14 protein-coding genes are annotated in these 15,833 nt (G+C 68.0%); 8 read left to right on the forward strand and 6 right to left on the reverse strand.

The annotated features are described in order from the left end of the window. Positions 1-3: 3 nt before the first annotated feature. Positions 4-1,374 carry a branched-chain amino acid ABC transporter permease gene (locus CJ179_RS41285; protein ID WP_072949325.1) on the reverse strand — a complete coding sequence of 457 codons (1,371 nt, stop codon included), beginning with the start codon at positions 1,372-1,374 and terminating at the stop codon, positions 4-6. 226 nt (positions 1,375-1,600) lie between these two features. Here CJ179_RS41285 and polA point away from each other — a divergent pair, with 226 nt between their 5' ends. After that, a complete protein-coding gene (gene polA, locus CJ179_RS41290) occupies positions 1,601-4,345 on the forward strand; it encodes a DNA polymerase I (RefSeq protein WP_095865281.1) in 2,745 nt (914 codons plus the stop codon). Between the two features lie 42 nt (positions 4,346-4,387). Here the strand turns inward: polA and trxA are convergent, their stop codons facing one another. Further along, positions 4,388-4,756: a thioredoxin gene (trxA, locus tag CJ179_RS41295; protein WP_005260388.1), complete on the reverse strand. Its 369-nt coding sequence runs from the start codon at positions 4,754-4,756 to the stop codon at positions 4,388-4,390. A 70-nt stretch (positions 4,757-4,826) separates the two neighbouring features. After that, the gene (locus tag CJ179_RS41300; protein WP_072949321.1) at positions 4,827-5,825 is read right to left on the reverse strand and encodes a helix-turn-helix domain-containing protein; all 999 of its coding nucleotides are present in this window, start codon (positions 5,823-5,825) and stop codon (positions 4,827-4,829) included. A gap of 194 nt (positions 5,826-6,019) precedes the next feature. Between CJ179_RS41300 and CJ179_RS41305 the strand changes: the two genes are divergently transcribed. Beyond that, a complete protein-coding gene (locus CJ179_RS41305) occupies positions 6,020-6,925 on the forward strand; it encodes a DMT family transporter (protein ID WP_095865282.1) in 906 nt (301 codons plus the stop codon). Here the strand turns inward: CJ179_RS41305 and CJ179_RS41310 are convergent, their stop codons facing one another. After that, entirely contained in the window at positions 6,926-7,447 is a 522-nt protein-coding gene (locus CJ179_RS41310; protein WP_095865283.1) for a 2'-5' RNA ligase family protein, read from the reverse strand. Positions 7,448-7,466: 19 nt separating this feature from the next. Here CJ179_RS41310 and CJ179_RS41315 point away from each other — a divergent pair, with 19 nt between their 5' ends. The 4 genes from CJ179_RS41315 (at position 7,467) to CJ179_RS41330 (ending at position 11,402) form a co-directional block, all read left to right on the forward strand. Beyond that, a complete protein-coding gene (locus CJ179_RS41315) occupies positions 7,467-8,564 on the forward strand; it encodes an isocitrate/isopropylmalate dehydrogenase family protein (protein ID WP_072949314.1) in 1,098 nt (365 codons plus the stop codon). A 146-nt stretch (positions 8,565-8,710) separates the two neighbouring features. Further along, positions 8,711-9,640 (forward strand): ABC transporter substrate-binding protein, encoded by a 930-nt coding sequence (locus CJ179_RS41320; protein ID WP_012687960.1) that lies wholly within the window; start codon positions 8,711-8,713, stop codon positions 9,638-9,640. A gap of 20 nt (positions 9,641-9,660) precedes the next feature. Continuing rightward, the gene (locus tag CJ179_RS41325; protein ID WP_072949312.1) at positions 9,661-10,644 is read left to right on the forward strand and encodes an amino acid ABC transporter permease; all 984 of its coding nucleotides are present in this window, start codon (positions 9,661-9,663) and stop codon (positions 10,642-10,644) included. Beyond that, positions 10,641-11,402 carry an amino acid ABC transporter ATP-binding protein gene (locus CJ179_RS41330; protein WP_072949310.1) on the forward strand — a complete coding sequence of 254 codons (762 nt, stop codon included), beginning with the start codon at positions 10,641-10,643 and terminating at the stop codon, positions 11,400-11,402. Before CJ179_RS41325 ends, CJ179_RS41330 begins: the two co-directional genes overlap by 4 nt. Positions 11,403-11,452: 50 nt before the next feature. Here CJ179_RS41330 and CJ179_RS41335 read toward each other — a convergent pair whose 3' ends face one another. Next, positions 11,453-12,334, reverse strand: a complete 882-nt coding sequence (locus CJ179_RS41335; RefSeq protein WP_095865284.1) for a class I SAM-dependent methyltransferase — start codon at positions 12,332-12,334, stop codon at positions 11,453-11,455. Between the two features lie 251 nt (positions 12,335-12,585). On the opposite strand from CJ179_RS41335, the gene rpsA reads away from it, so the two are divergent. Then, positions 12,586-14,070, forward strand: a complete 1,485-nt coding sequence (gene rpsA / locus CJ179_RS41340) for a 30S ribosomal protein S1 (protein ID WP_012687956.1) — start codon at positions 12,586-12,588, stop codon at positions 14,068-14,070. A gap of 161 nt (positions 14,071-14,231) precedes the next feature. Here rpsA and CJ179_RS41345 read toward each other — a convergent pair whose 3' ends face one another. Continuing rightward, positions 14,232-14,450, reverse strand: a complete 219-nt coding sequence (locus CJ179_RS41345; RefSeq protein WP_072949307.1) for a hypothetical protein — start codon at positions 14,448-14,450, stop codon at positions 14,232-14,234. Positions 14,451-14,617: 167 nt separating this feature from the next. Here CJ179_RS41345 and coaE point away from each other — a divergent pair, with 167 nt between their 5' ends. Next, entirely contained in the window at positions 14,618-15,832 is a 1,215-nt protein-coding gene (gene coaE / locus CJ179_RS41355; protein WP_095865285.1) for a dephospho-CoA kinase, read from the forward strand. Position 15,833 lies beyond the last annotated feature (1 nt).

Here is a 15,833-nt window from a genome sequence, read left to right on the forward strand (position 1 = left end):
CCCTCACCCGATCCTTTGCCGGCTGCCGAGAATGCCCTGAGGCCGGACGACCAGGATGACGATCAAGATGAGCAGTCCTCCGATGTACTTGAGGTCGGGGTTGATCACCAGCGTCGACAGCTGGACGAGCAGACCGACGATCACACAGCCGAGCAGCGCGCCGTAGGCGGTGCCGAGTCCGCCGAGGGTGATGCCGGCGAACATCAGCAGGAGGAGTTTGAAACCCATCTCCCACTGCACGCGGCCGCCGAGTTCGGAGATGCCGAACAGGACGCCGCCGAGCGCGGCCAGGCCGCCGCCGAGCCCCCACACGAAGCGGATCACCCGTTCGACGTCGATGCCGGAGGACGCGGCCAGGTCGCGGTTGTCGGACACCGCCCGCATGGCCTTGCCGATGCGCGTCTTCTGCAGCAGCAGGGCCACTCCGACGAGGACGACGAGGCTGATTGCGATGCACACGAGGTTGGCGTCGGTGATCGCGATCGGACCCCAGTGCCGCTCCACCTGCGCCTGGTAGTCGACGAACGGCTCCGCGCGATCGGAGAAGAAGATCAGGATCAGGTAGCGCAGGGAGATCGCGAGCCCGATGGACACCACCAGCTGGGCTATCAGGCCGGTCTTGCGTTTTCGCAGCGGTTTCCAGATCGCGGCGTTGTTCAGCAGGCCGATCAGGATCCCCACGAACACCGCGAGGACGGTGGCCGGGATCAGCTGCACACCGAACGTCACGTTGATCACCCACGCCGCGACCGCGCCGAGGGTGACGAGTTCGCCGTGCGCGAAGTTCGTCAGGCCGGTGGTGCCGTAGATCAGGCTCAGCCCGACACCGGCGATGGCGATGACGAGACCGAACCGGAGTCCGTCGATGGTCTGGCGAATCAGTTTCTCGTAGAACGGCACCCCGGAACCGGTGCGGGCCTCGCCGAACGAGAAGATCACCGTGTTGGTGCGACCGGCCACCACTTCACGCTGCACCGTGCCCTGCACGCTGACATTGTCGGGAAGCGAGTCCGCCACGATCTCGAACGTGTACGTGCCGGGCGCGACCTGGACTTCCCAGCGGCCGTTCGCCTCCGACGTCGCCTTCGCCACCTCGTTGCCCGACGAATCGAGAGCGCGCACCTCGACGTCCGCGAGCCGTTCGCCGGCGTTGTTCAGATTGCCGCTGACCCGCACCGCGTTCTCCGGGGGCGCCGGTTGCTGACTGGTTGCGGTCGGTGGGGGCGGTGGGGTGGGTTCCTGCGCCGCCGCGGGACCGCCGAAGGCGATCGCCGCGACGAGGCCGAGTAGGACGAGGACGAACGCACGGCCGAGTTGCCGGGTGACCGGACCTCGTCTCGTGCGGTTCCTCGCGGATGTCGGTCGCGTACTCACTGCTGGGAGTCGCTTCCTCACGGTTGGGGCCACGCAGGTCCTCCGGAAACGTGTAGATCGGTCAGGAACGTGCTGCGACGGGCTCGACTACCGCCCGTGCCGCAATTTCCGGACTCTAACGGCTCCGGTCGCGCGAAATGGGGTTCTCGGATTTCCGGCACGTTTCGGTTGGGTATCGAACCATCCGGCTGATCGGTGTCGGATCCGCTCCCTAGACTGGGCAACCGTGAGCCCTGCAACCACCCCCCGGTCCACCACGTCCCCCGCGTCCGGCGCAGCCGCGCCGTCCGACGATCGCCCCACCCTGATGCTGCTCGACGGCCATTCGCTGGCCTTCCGTGCGTTCTACGCCCTGCCCGCCGAGAACTTCAAGACGCACAGCGGTCAGGTCACCAACGCCGTCTACGGGTTCACGTCGATGTTGATCAACCTGCTGCGCGACGAACAGCCCACCCATGTGGCGGCGGCGTTCGACGTGTCCCGGCAGACGTTCCGGGCCGAGAAGTTCCCCGAGTACAAGGCCAACCGCAGCAAGGCCCCGGACGAGTTCAAGGGGCAGGTCGAGATCACCAAGGACGTCCTCGGGGCCCTCGGCATCCCGGTGATGGCCGAGGAGGGCTTCGAGGCCGACGACGTCATCGCCACGCTCACCACCCAGGCGGAGGTGCTCGGGTACCGCGTCCTGGTGGTGACCGGCGACCGGGACTCGCTCCAGCTCGTGACCGACGGGGTGACGGTGCTCTACCCGAAGAAGGGCGTCTCGGACCTCACCCGGTTCACGCCGGCGGCCGTCGAGGAGAAGTACGGGCTCACACCTGCGCAGTACCCCGACTTCGCGGCCCTGCGCGGCGACCCGAGCGACAACCTGCCGGGCATCCCCGGGGTGGGGGAGAAGACCGCCACCAAGTGGATCAAGGAGTACGGCGATCTCGTCGGGCTGGTCGACAACGTCGACAAGGTTCGGGGCAAGGTCGGTGACGCGCTGCGGGAGAACCTGCCGAACGTCCTGCTCAACCGTGAGCTCACCGAGATGGTGCGCGACGTCCCGCTGCCGTACACCCCGGACCAGCTGATGCTCGCCCAGTGGGATCGGGAGAAGATCCACGCGCTGTTCGACGACCTCGAGTTCAAGGTGCTGCGCGACCGGCTGTTCGCGACGCTCGCCCCGGTCGAAGCCGAGGCGGAGGAGGGCTTCGAGGTGCGCGGCAGTGCGCTCGAGCCGGGTGCGGTCGCGGACTGGCTGTCGGCGCACGCGTCGGCGGGCGAGCGGTCCGGGGTGTCGGTGGTCGGCACCCGCACCCCGTACGGCGGCGACGTGACGGCGATCGCCGTCGCAGCCGCCGACGGCGAGGGCGCGTACATTGCCACCGCGTCCGCCACCCCGGAGGACGAGAAGGCGCTCGGCGACTGGCTCGCGGACGCGACCCAGCCTAAGGCCCTGCACGAGGCCAAGTGGGCGATGCACGCGCTGCGCGGACGCGGCTGGATGCTCGGCGGTCTCACCAGCGACACCGCGCTGGCGGCGTACCTGGTGCGCCCCGGGCAGCGGACGTTCAACCTCGACGACCTGTCGCTGCGCTACCTGCGCAGGGAACTGCGAGTGGAGGAGACCGGGCAGGAGCAGCTGTCGCTGCTCGACGACGCCGATCAGGTCGACGCCGAAGCCGCCGAGACCGAGATTCTCAGTGCCCGCGCCGTCCTCGACCTCGCGGCCGCGCTCGACACGGAACTCGAGAACATCGAGTCGACGGCCCTGCTGTCCGAGATGGAGTTGCCGCTGCTGGCGGTGCTGGCCGACATCGAGGCGTCCGGTATCGCCGTCGACGGCGACCACCTGCACGACCTGCAGAGCCGGTTCGCGGCCGAGGTGTCCGAGGCGGCGGAGGCGGCCTACGGGGTCATCGGCAAGCAGATCAACCTCGGGTCACCCAAGCAGCTGCAGGTCGTGCTGTTCGACGAGCTGGAGATGCCCAAGACGAAGAAGACGAAGACCGGCTACACCACGGACGCCGAGGCGCTGCAGAACCTGTTCGAGAAGACGTCGCACCCGTTCCTCGAGCACCTTCTCGCGCACCGCGACGCGACGCGGCTGAAGGTGACCGTCGACGGTCTGCTGAAGACGGTCGCCGAGGACGGCCGGATCCACACGACGTTCAACCAGACGGTCGCCGCCACCGGCCGGTTGTCGTCCACCGAGCCCAATCTCCAGAACATCCCGGTGCGCACGGACGCGGGCCGTCAGATCCGTGACGGGTTCGTCGTCGGCGAGGGCTTCGACTCGCTGCTCACCGCCGACTACAGCCAGATCGAGATGCGGATCATGGCGCACGTGTCCGGCGACGAGGGCCTGATCGAGGCGTTCAACACCGGCGAGGATCTGCACAGCTTCGTCGGTGCCCGCGCGTTCGGCGTGCCGATCGAGGAGGTCACCCCCGAGCTGCGCCGCCGCGTGAAGGCGATGTCGTACGGGCTGGCGTACGGGCTCAGCGCGTTCGGTCTGGCGGCGCAGCTCAAGATCTCGACCGAAGAGGCCAAATCGCAGATGGAGGCGTACTTCGCCCGGTTCGGTGGGGTGCGTGACTACCTGCACGAGGTCGTGGAACAGGCCCGCAAGGACGGCTACACGTCGACGCTGTACGGGCGCCGCCGCTACCTGCCCGACCTCACCAGCGACAACCGCCAGCGGCGGGAGGTCGCCGAGCGTGCCGCGCTCAACGCCCCCATCCAGGGCACGGCCGCCGACATCATCAAGGTCGCGATGATCGACGTGCAGCGTTCGCTGCGCGAGGCGGGTCTGAAGTCGCGCATGCTGCTGCAGGTGCACGACGAACTGGTGCTCGAGGTCGTCGAAGCGGAACGGGACCAGGTGGAACAGCTGGTCCGCGACAAGATGGCCTCGGCCATCGAACTGTCGGTGCCGCTCGACGTGTCCGTCGGCACCGGTCGCAGCTGGGACGCCGCCGCGCACTAGGCGGCGGTCCTCCGCTCGGTTCGGCCGCGGCGGTCCTACGCCCTATTCGGCGGGGGCCTGCTCGGCGATCTGCTTGCGCACCTCGTCCATGTCGAGGGCCTTGACCTGCGTGAGAAGATCCTCGAGCGCCGCGGGCGGCAGCGCACCCGGCTGACTGAACACCAGCACACCCTCGCGGAACGCCATGATGGTCGGGATCGAGCGGATGTTCGCGGCGGCGGCGATGCCCTGCTCCGCCTCGGTGTCGACCTTGGCGTGTACGACGTCGGGGTGCTGCTCCGACGAGGCCTCGAAGGTGGGGGCGAAGGAGCGGCACGGTCCGCACCACGATGCCCAGAAGTCGACCAGAACGACGTCGTTGCCGGTCACGGTCTCGTCGAAGTTCTGCTGAGTCAGAGTCTTGGTGGCCACGAGGGTCCTTTCGATCGGTGGGTCTGCCTGTGCAACGCCGCGTCGCCGTCGATTCTTCCCTGCGGGTTCGTCAGCCGGTGCGCTCCGTGTCCCGGAACGTGCGGCGGTACGCCTGCGGGGTGGTGTGGCGCAGCCGCAGGAAATGCTGCCGCAGCACCGCGCCACCGCCGAAGCCGACGCGTTCGGCGATCACGTCGACCGAAAGGTCCGAGTTCTCGAGCAGGTGCTGCGCGGCCAGCACCCGCTGGTCGCTGAGCCAGCGGGCCGGGGTGGTTCCGGTCTCGGCCTGGAATCGTCGCGCGAACGTCCGGGGCGACATGTTGGCCTTGGCCGCCACCGCGGTCACCGTGAGGTCGAGGGCGAGGTGCTCGGTCATCCAGTCGAGCAGCGGCCCGAGGGTGTCGATCGTCGTCGACGGCAGCGGCATCGCCACGTACTGCGCCTGGCCGCCGTCGCGGTGCGGCGGGACGACCATGCGCCGGGCGATCACGTTGGCCACCTTGCTGCCCTGTTCCTTGCGCACGATGTGCAGGCACAGGTCGATGCCGGCGGCGGTGCCGGCGCTGGTCAGGACCGGATCGTCGTCGACGTAGAGGACGTTCGGGTCGACGGTGGCCGCCGGGTGGAGTTCGGCGAGCCGCCGGGCGTGCCGCCAGTGGGTGGTGCACTTGCGTCCGTCCAGCAGTCCGGCGGCCCCGAGCACGAACGCGCCGCTGCACAGGCTGGCGACCTTGGCGCCGCGGTCCACCGCGGCCCGGAGTTTGTCGAGGAGAGGATCCATGTGCGGGGCGGGCTCCTTCGCGCACAGGTAGGAGCCGTCGTCCTCGGCGTAGGTGCCGCCCGCGGGAACGACGATGAGGTCGGCGTCGTCGAGCCGGTCGAGATCGTACGGGACGTCGATGCCGTATCCGAAACGGGTGCGGATGGGTTCCGGTGAGCCGGCGACGAGGGAGAAGTCGTAGGTGGGCAGGCCGTCGTCGGATCGGTCGAAACCGAACACCTCGCAGGCGACGCCGAGTTCGAACGCCTCGGTGAGCGGCATGAGGGGTACGACGACCTTTTTCAGCACCAACCCAGTATGGCAGGAAAACGATCAACTATGTCTTTTCTGCCACTTTTGCTCGGAGGCCGAGAGAACCAGGCTGAAGGCATGACAATCCTGGTCGTGGTACTCCTCGTGTTCCTGGCGCTCGACGCGCTGGCGCTCGCCGGCCGCACGCCCGACACCCACAACGAAGTCATCCAGCACGGAGACTTCCGGTTTTGAGAGGGAATCCGGCGGTCCAGTACGCGGGCACGGCGCTCGCCTGGGGCGCGAGTTTCCTCTTCATCAAGGTCGGTCTCGAAGGCCTGTCCTTCACCCAGGTCGTGCTGTGGCGACTCGTGTTCGGGGCGGTGACCCTCGGCGCCGTCCTCGGAATCACCCGGACGCGGTTGCCGCGCGAAGCGGCGACCTGGGCGCACCTGTCGGTGCTGGCCGTCGCGCAGTGCCTGCTGCCGTGGCTGCTGTTCAGCTGGGCCGAGCAGAGCATCAGTTCGGGGCTGGCCAGCATCTACAACGCCACCACACCGCTGATGACTATGTCGGTGGCCCTGGCATTCCTGCCAGGGGAGAAGCTCACGGACGCAAAGTTGTTCGGTCTCCTGCTCGGGTTCACGGGTGTGGTCGTGGTGCTGGCGCCGTGGCAGTCGGGGATTCTCGGCAGCGTCCCCGCCCAACTCGCGTGCCTCGGCGCCACCGCGTCCTATGGCGTGGCACTGGTCTACCTGAGGCGGTTCATCCTCCCGCGCGGCGTGAGCACTCCGACCATCGCGTTCATGCAGGTGTCGATCGCCGCAGCCGCCATGGTGCTCGCCACCCCGTGGGTCGCGAGCACACCGATGCACCTGACCCCCGCGATCGTCGCGTCGATGATCGGGCTCGGGGCGTTCGGCACGGGACTGGCGTTCGTGTGGAACACGAACGTGGTGCGCGGCTGGGGGCCCACCGCGGCGTCCACCGTCACCTACCTGACCCCGGTCGTCGGCGTCGTGCTCGGCGCGGTCGCGCTCGACGAGCACATCTCCTGGAACCAGCCCGTCGGGGCGCTCGCGGTGATCGCGGGAATCGTCGTCACCCAACGGTCTTCGCGAAGGGCCGCCGCGACGATCACCGCGCGCACACCGTGATCACGGGGGTGCCGTCACCACCCACTCGCGTTTGGCGTCCCCGTCCCACCGGCGCACCACCGACGCCCGGCCGACGATGTCGCCGCCGTCGAGCAGCCGCGCGGCCTCCGGGATCTGATCCGCAGGCAGTCGCCGCGCGAGGGTCACGTGCGGCGTCCACTCGCCCGGCCGGATGTGCGGCGTGACCTCCGTGGCATGTTCCGCGAGATCGAACACGCTGCGGTGCAGGGACAGCAGGGCCTTCGACGGCACCACCAACCGGGACAGCGTGACGTGCCTGCCCCCGAACATCACGAGCCCGCCCAGCCGGATGTGGAACGAGGGCGTCGCGATCCGGCGGCCCAGCAGTTCGTCGATCTCGGGTGGGATATGGCGTGCCACGAACAGGGTGATGTGGGGCCGATTCGATTCGGCGCGAACCCGGGTGCGGCTGGGCATCCCCGCATCCCACAGGCGTTGCCACTCGGCGCGCACGGCAACGTCGGTCGCTTCGTCGAACAGCAGTTCCACCGACTGGACCATGGTAGGCAATGATGGCCTCATGAGCGGTGCTACGGCAAACATTTCCGGTACCCGGGTCGGGGTGCTCCTCGGCGACGGCATCGGTCACGAGATCGTTCCGGCGACCCAGCGGGTGGTCTCGGCCGCGGTGACCGCGGCGGGAGGCGGCGACGTCGACTGGGTGGAACTGCCCCTCGGCCTGGGCGCCATCGAGTCGCACGGAACGCCGATCCCCGACTCCACGCTGTCCGCGCTGGACGAACTCGACGCCTGGATCCTCGGTCCGCACGACAGCGCCGCCTACCCGGAGCCGTTCCGCGGCCGGCTGACCCCGGGCGGGGTGGTGCGCAAGCGTTTCGACCTCTTCGCCAACATCCGCCCCGCGCGCTCGCTCGAGGGCGTCGCCTCGACGGTGCCGGACATGGACCTCGTGATCGTCCGGGAGAACACCGAAGGCTTGTACGCGGATCGGAACATGTTCGCCGGCAGCGGCGAGTTCATGCCGACTCCCGACGTGGCGCTGGCCGTCGGCGTCGTGACACGGCGGGCGTGTGAGCGCATCGCGCACACCGCATTCGCGCTGGCGCGCACAAGGGCCCGCCACGTCACGATCGTGCACAAGGCCAACGTGCTGTCGATGACCACCGGACTGTTCCGCGACGTCTGCCGGGAGGTGGGGGAGCGCCACTACCCGGACGTGCGGATCGACGACGAGCACGTCGACGCCATGACCGCGCACCTCGTCCGCAGGGGGCGCGACTTCGACGTCGTGGTGACGGAGAACATGTTCGGCGACATCCTGTCGGACCTGACGGGCGAGCTGTCCGGTTCGCTCGGCACGGCCCCGTCGATCAACAGTTCCGAGACGAAGGTGATGGCGCAGGCGGCGCACGGAGCCGCCCCCGACATCGCGGGACGCAACCGGGCCAATCCGACGGCCCTGATGCTGTCGGCCGCGATGATGCTCGAGTGGCTAGGGGACCGCCGCGCCGACCGGCATCTCGGCGGCGCGGCCCACCGTATCCGCGACGCGGTCCGTGCGACGATCGCCTCCGGGGTCGCCACAGCTGACCTGGGTGGACTCGCGTCCACCAGCGAGTTCACCGAGACGGTCCTCGCCCGGACACTGCGTCGCTGAAACCGCCGCCACGGGCCGGGTCAGGCCGTTAATGTTCGGTAACGACGTCCGCAGTTGCGGGTGTCGTGACCTACCGTTCGACTAGTCGGAGTTCGAGAGTTCTCCGTCGCCGTAGCTCGCTCGGTGTACCACGATTCTTGGAGGACATGCCAGTGTCTGGTCGATCCGTCTTCGCGCGAGGCCGCGTGGCCCGCACCATCTGTGCACTGGCGGGTGGCAGTGCTCTGCTGCTCGCCGGCTGCGCCAGCAACACCGAGGGCGGCGGCTCGCCGTCCGGAGAAGACACCGTCGCCGTGGAAGTCGACAAGGTGGATGCCATCGCGGCGACACTGCCCGAGAAGATCGCCTCGTCCGGCAAGATCATCGTCGGCGTCAACATTCCCTACTCGCCCAACGAGTTCAAGGATCCGAGCGGCAAGATCGTCGGCTTCGACGTCGACCTCGTGGACGCTGTGGGCAAGGTGCTCGGCGTGACACCGGAGTACACCGAAGCGGACTTCGACAAGATCATCCCGTCGATCCAGGCCGGCAGCTACGACATGGGTATGTCGTCGTTCACCGACACCAAGGAACGCGAGCAGTCGGTCGACTTCACCACCTACTTCAGCGCCGGAGTGCAGTGGGCGCAGCCCGCCGGGAAGTCCGTCGACCCCACCAACGCGTGCGGCCTCCGGGTGGGCGTGCAGACGACCACCATCGAGGACCTCGAAGAGGTGCCCGCCAAGAGCGCGGCGTGCGTCGCCGCCGGTAAGCCGCCCATCGAGATCGTGAAGTTCGACAGCCAGGACGACGCGGCCAACGCCGTCGCCCTCGGCAAGGTCGATGCGATGTCCGCCGACTCGCCCGTCACCGCGTATGCGATCAAGCAGAGCGACGGCAAGATCGAGGCCGCGGGCGAGGTCTTCGACGCCGCGCCGTACGGCTGGCCCGTCGCGAAGGGCTCGCCGCTCGCGCAGACCCTCCAGCAGGCGCTGCAGCACCTCATCGACGACGGCACCTACCGGACGATCGCGGAGAACTGGGGTGTCGAGGCGGGCGTCATCACCACCTCCCAGATCAACGGCGCCACGAGCTGAGCGGTTGACGAGTGTCTGACGTGGAGAAGGCTCCGGGGCGGCCGGGCACCGAGACGGGGCAGGAACCGGAACCCATCAAGGCGATCCCCCTGCGGCGGCCCGGCCGGTGGATCGCCGCGATCGTCGTCGGCCTGCTGCTGGCGCTGTTCGTCAACGGTGCGCGCACCAACGAGGCGTACCGCTGGGACGTCTACGCCCAGTATCTGTTCGACGCCCGGATCTCGGCCGCGGCGTGGAACACCATCCAGCTGACGATCCTGTCGATGGCCATCGCCATCGGCCTCGGTGTCGTGCTCGCCGTCATGCGGCTGTCGCCGAACCCGGTTCTGAAGGCGGCGTCGTGGGGATACCTGTGGATCTTCCGCGGGACCCCGGTCTACGTGCAGTTGGTGTTCTGGGGGCTGTTCCCGTCCATCTACAAGCAGCTTGATCTGGGAATCCCGTTCGTCCACCAGTTCGTGCACATCGACCTGCAGGGAATCAACGCGGCGTTCCTGTTCGCGGTGATCGGGCTGGGACTCAACGAGGCCGCGTACATGGCCGAGATCGTCCGCGCAGGCGTGAACTCGGTCGCCGAGGGGCAGACCGAGGCGTCGGTGGCGCTCGGCATGACGTGGTCGCAGACGATGCGTCGCACGGTTCTGCCACAGGCCATGCGGGTGATCATCCCGCCCACCGGCAACGAGCTGATCAGCATGCTGAAGACGACGTCGCTGGTCACCGCGGTGCCGTACAGCCTGGAGTTGTACGGACGTGCCAGGGACATCTCGGGTGCGAACTTCCAGCCCATCCCGCTGCTGATGGTCGCCGCCACCTGGTACCTCGCCATCACGAGCCTGCTCATGATCGGCCAGTTCTACCTGGAGCGGTACTACTCGAAGGGCGCGTCCCGCAAGCTCACCCCGCGGCAATTGCAGGCGCTCGCCGATGCGCAGGGCAAGCCGCTGGTGATCGAACCCGGTCCCGAAACCCTGCCCGACACACCCGGAGGGGAACGAAAATGACGCCGATGGTCAAGGCGGACCGGGTCTGCAAGAACTTCGGGGCGCTGAAGGTGCTCAAAGGTGTGTCGCTCGAGATCGGCGCCGGCCAGGTCCTGTGCCTGGTCGGGCCGTCCGGTTCGGGCAAGTCGACGTTCCTGCGGTGCATCAATCACCTCGAGCAGGTCAACGCCGGCCGGCTGTACGTCGACGGCGAGATCGTCGGGTACTCCGAGCGGGGCGGCAAGCTCTACGAACTCCACCCCCGGGCGGCGGCGAAGCAGCGCCGCGACATCGGGATGGTCTTCCAGCACTTCAACCTCTTCCCGCACCGGACGGCGCTCGAGAACATCATCGAGGCGCCCATCCAGGTGAAGAAGCTGAGCAAGAAGAAGGCGCTCGAGCGGGGACGGGATCTTCTCGACCAGGTGGGCCTGAGCGAGAAGGCGGACGCGTACCCCGCGCAGCTGTCGGGTGGTCAGCAGCAGCGCGTCGCCATCGCCCGCGCGCTGGCGATGGACCCCAAGCTGATGCTGTTCGACGAGCCGACGTCCGCCCTCGACCCGGAGTTGGTCGGGGAGGTGCTCACCGTGATGAAGGATCTCGCGGCCGGCGGCATGACGATGGTCGTCGTCACGCACGAGATGGGCTTCGCCCGCGAGGTGGCCGACCAGCTGGTGTTCATGGACGCCGGCGTCGTCGTCGAATCGGGCGATCCCCGCGAGTTGCTGGCCAATCCGCAGCACGACCGCACCAAGTTGTTCCTGTCGAAACTGCTCTAGTGGCCTCCGGCCCCGTGAGTACTTCGTAACCGCCGGCGGTTAAGAAGTACTCACGGCTTGCGGCAGCTGAAGATGGCGGTGCCGGGGAAGATCTGTCCCCGCAGCGGGCTCCACTGCCCCCATTCCCGGTCGAGCCACTCGGGCCACTCCGGCTCGATGATGTCGCGCACCTCCAGCCCGGCCGCGACGATCTCGCGGACCCGGTCGCCGATGGTCCGGTGGTGCTCGACGTAGGTGGGGACACCGTCGCCGTCGACCTCCACGTAGGGCGTGCGGTCGAAGTAGGGCAGCGAGGCGGTGAGCCCGCGCGGACCCGGATCGTCCGGGAAGATCCAGCGGATCGGGTGGTTGACGGCGAACACCCACAGCCCGCCGGGGCGAAGGACCCTTGCGACCTCACTCATCACCTGCTGTGAGTCCGCCACGAACGGAACTGCACCAAAAGCCGAACACGCGATGTCGAAGCTCGCGTCGGCAAAGGGGAGGTGCTCGGCTCCGGCATGAACGAGCGGCACGGCCGGGCCGCCCGCCCGCATGGCCTCGACCCCGCGGGTCAGCATCGACATGGACAGATCGAGCCCGACGGCCCGGGCGCCCTGGCCGGCCAGCCACCGCGCACAGGGTGCGGAACCGCAGCCCACCTCGAGGACGTCCTTGCCCGCGACGTCACCGAGGAGGTGGTAATCGCCTTCGTGGAGCCCCTCCGGGCACCAGACGAACTCACCCTGGGACGAGTCCACGCCGAGGAACTCGCCGTGCGTGCGGTGGTAGTCGTCCGCGTCGGCGTCCCACCAGGCCCGGCTCGCGCGTTCGCTGGACTCGGAGTCGACGCGGACGCGGCTCACCCCCGACGTTCCGAGGACGCTGTTGGCGGTGCCGTGGCGGTCGTCTCCGGCGGAGAGGGGAGAATCGGACGGGCAAGGATCGGGCATGGGCAACAGAGTAGAGCGTGGGAACGTGCCCGGGTTTGCCCAGCTTGCCCACGGGCGCGTAGCCTATTCCACGCGAGTGTCTATGTGTGCGGCATCGGATTCGGTTCAGTTCGAGTTTGTTCGGTTCCAGTCGGGTGTCGTTCCTTGCGCTTGCGGTGATCTGATTCGGCGGGAATGTTTTCGTCGGTTCAGGTTGCTTGTCCGACAGAACACCATCAACCGACCACAACCCGTCCGGAGCAACTCAACACATGCCCTCCACCACCGTGACCTCGCCGCAGGTAGCCGTAAACGACATCGGCTCCGCCGAGGACTTCCTCGCCGCCATCGACGCAACGATCAAGTACTTCAACGATGGCGACATCGTCGAAGGCACCATCGTCAAGGTCGATCGTGACGAGGTCCTGCTCGACATCGGTTACAAGACCGAAGGCGTCATCCCTTCCCGTGAGCTCTCCATCAAGCACGACGTCGACCCCAACGAGGTCGTCTCCGTGGGCGATGAGGTCGAAGCTCTCGTCCTCACCAAGGAGGACAAGGAAGGCCGACTGATCCTGTCGAAGAAGCGCGCTCAGTACGAGCGTGCCTGGGGCACCATCGAGGAGCTCAAGGAGAAGGACGAGGCCGTCAAGGGCACCGTCATCGAGGTCGTCAAGGGCGGCCTGATCCTCGACATCGGCCTGCGTGGCTTCCTTCCCGCTTCGCTCGTCGAGATGCGCCGTGTCCGCGATCTGCAGCCGTACGTCGGCAAGGAGATCGAGGCCAAGATCATCGAGCTCGACAAGAACCGCAACAACGTCGTCCTCTCGCGCCGCGCATGGCTCGAGCAGACGCAGTCCGAGGTTCGCAGCGAGTTCCTGCACCAGCTGCAGAAGGGCCAGGTCCGCAAGGGCGTCGTGTCCTCCATCGTCAACTTCGGTGCCTTCGTGGACCTGGGCGGCGTCGACGGCCTGGTGCACGTGTCCGAGCTGTCCTGGAAGCACATCGACCACCCGTCCGAGGTTGTCGAGGTCGGCACCGAGGTCACCGTCGAGGTTCTCGACGTCGACCTGGACCGCGAGCGTGTCTCCCTGTCGCTCAAGGCGACCCAGGAAGACCCGTGGCGTCAGTTCGCCCGCACGCACGCCATCGGCCAGATCGTGCCCGGCAAGGTCACGAAGCTGGTTCCGTTCGGTGCCTTCGTGCGCGTCGAAGAGGGAATCGAAGGCCTCGTCCACATCTCCGAGCTGGCCGAGCGCCACGTGGAGGTTCCGGACCAGGTTGTCGGCGTCAACGACGATGCACTCGTCAAGGTCATCGACATCGACCTCGAACGTCGTCGCATCTCGCTGTCGCTGAAGCAGGCCAACGAGGACTACAACGCCGAGTTCGATCCGTCCAAGTACGGCATGGCGGACAGCTACGACGAGCAGGGCAACTACATCTTCCCCGAGGGCTTCGATCCCGAGACCAACGAATGGCTCGAGGGCTTCGACAAGCAGCGTGAAGAGTGGGAGAACCGCTACGCCGAGGCTGAGCGTCGTCACAAGATGCACACCGCTCAGATGGAGAAGACCGCTGCAGACGAGGCCGCCGAGGCTGCCACCGCTGCTGCCGGCTACTCCTCCGAGTCGGGTGCCGGCGACGCCGACGCCGCTTCGTCCTCCAGCTCCTCGTCGTCCGAGTCTGCCGGTGGATCGCTGGCCAGCGACGCACAGCTCGCTGCTCTGCGCGAGAAGCTGTCGGGCAACGCCTAGCAAGTCCGCCTGACTCGTCAGGCACAGCCGAAGACCCCGCCCCTGCACTGCAGGGGCGGGGTTTCGCCGTTGCGGGACCCCTCACTGTGACTGCGCTGAATACGACTGTGGCCCAACCTCTTCGGAGGTCGGGCCACAGTGCGTGGGTGGTGCTCGGACGCTCAGTTCGCCGTTGCGGGAATCCAGTAACCGGACGAGGACTGCACCTCGGCGCGCTTGCGCATCGTCGCGAAGCTGTGCCTGCCTTGGCTGATGAGTGCCGTGAGCCAGGTCCGGCGATGCTCGGCGAGCGCGGAAGCCACCTCGGGGATCTCGATGCAATGCACCCCGCCTGCAGTGCCGAGGCGGTGCCGACCGAACTGGTTGCGGTGATCGCGCATGGCGTTCCTCTTCTTGGAGAAGGTGCAGGTCGGTGCGTTCGCTCGAACATAACCGAACGTGTCGGACTTCTGTGGTATTTGGGGCAGGTGAGTCTGCTGAGCGGGAAGTGGGTGGAGATCTGGGAGGGACGTGCGTCGTCGTTGCGGGCGGGTGCAACACTGGGGGCGTGTTGAGAATCGGCCTCACTGGAGGCATAGGAGCCGGTAAGTCCACCGTGTCGAAGGTCCTCGCCGAACTCGGGGCGGTGATCGTCGACGCCGATCTGATCGCGCGGGAGGTCGTCGAACCCGGAACGCCCGGCCTCGCTGCCCTCGTCGACCGGTTCGGCGCGGAGATCCTGACAGCGGACGGCGCGCTCGACCGGCCGGCCCTGGCGGCCCGCGCCTTCGCCGACGAAGAATCGCGGCTGGCGCTGAATTCCATCGTCCACCCGCTGGTCGGGGCGCGCACCACCGAGACGATCGAGTCGGCGCCGGAGGACGCCGTGCTCGTCCAGGACATTCCGCTGCTGGTCGAGGGCGGCATGGGTGCCGCGTTCCACCTGGTCGTCGTCGTGTTCGTCGACGCCGAGGACCGGGTGCAGCGACTCGTCGGATCGCGGGGGATGTCCGAGACCGACGCGCGGGCGCGGATCGCAGCCCAGGCGGACGACGATCAACGGCGGGCGGCGGCCGACGTCCGGCTCGACAACAGCGGCGCCCCGGGTGCGCTCGAGCCGGAGGTCCGGGCACTGTGGGCCGAGCGTCTCGTGCCCTTCGAGTCCAACATCCGCACGCGGACCGTCGTCCGTGTCCTGCCCGAACTCGCCTCGCCGAATCCGCAGTGGCCTGCCCAGGCCGACCGGTTGATCGCCCGGTTGCGGCTGGTGTGCGGCGACCGCGCCGTCCGGATCGACCACATCGGGTCGACGGCCGTGGAGGGGTTGCCTGCCAAGGACGTCCTCGATGTCCAGGTGACGGTCGCGAACCTCGCGGTCGCGGACGAACTCGCGGAATCACTCGCGGGCGCCGGGTTCCCCCGCATCGAGCACATCACCGCCGACGACCCGAAGCCCTCGTATCAGGGCGGCGAGACCGATCCGGCTCTGTGGGGCAAGCGAATCCACGGCGGCGCCGATCCGGGGCGGCCCGTGAACATCCATCTCCGGGTCGAGGGGTGGCCCGGGCAGCAGTTCGCGCTCGTGTTCCGGGACTGGCTCCGCGCGGACACCGACGCCCGCGCCGAGTACCTCGCGGTCAAGGAGGCCGCGGCGGAGAAGGCGGCCGGTCACACCGACTATCAGGACGCGATCACCGCCTACGTCGACGCGAAGAGCCCGTGGTTCGACCGCGCGTATCACCGGGCATGGGAGTGGGCCGAGCGAACCGGCTGGAGCGCGTAGG

Source organism: Rhodococcus sp. ACS1 (assembly GCF_002300155.1).
Classification (GTDB): Bacteria; Actinomycetota; Actinomycetes; order Mycobacteriales; family Mycobacteriaceae; genus Rhodococcus_F; species Rhodococcus_F koreensis.

What these genes read in the sequence shown, in the direction of transcription:
- rpsA (WP_012687956.1), top strand. Translation starts at nt 12,586, where the DNA reads ATGCCCTCCACCACCGTGACCTCGCCGCAGGTAGCCGTAAACGACATC.
- CJ179_RS41315 (WP_072949314.1), top strand. Translation starts at nt 7,467, where the DNA reads ATGAGCGGTGCTACGGCAAACATTTCCGGTACCCGGGTCGGGGTGCTC.
- CJ179_RS41345 (WP_072949307.1), bottom strand. Translation starts at nt 14,450, where the DNA reads ATGCGCGATCACCGCAACCAGTTCGGTCGGCACCGCCTCGGCACTGCA.
- CJ179_RS41335 (WP_095865284.1), bottom strand. Translation starts at nt 12,334, where the DNA reads ATGCCCGATCCTTGCCCGTCCGATTCTCCCCTCTCCGCCGGAGACGAC.
- CJ179_RS41310 (WP_095865283.1), bottom strand. Translation starts at nt 7,447, where the DNA reads ATGGTCCAGTCGGTGGAACTGCTGTTCGACGAAGCGACCGACGTTGCC.
- CJ179_RS41320 (WP_012687960.1), top strand. Translation starts at nt 8,711, where the DNA reads ATGCCAGTGTCTGGTCGATCCGTCTTCGCGCGAGGCCGCGTGGCCCGC.
- CJ179_RS41330 (WP_072949310.1), top strand. Translation starts at nt 10,641, where the DNA reads ATGACGCCGATGGTCAAGGCGGACCGGGTCTGCAAGAACTTCGGGGCG.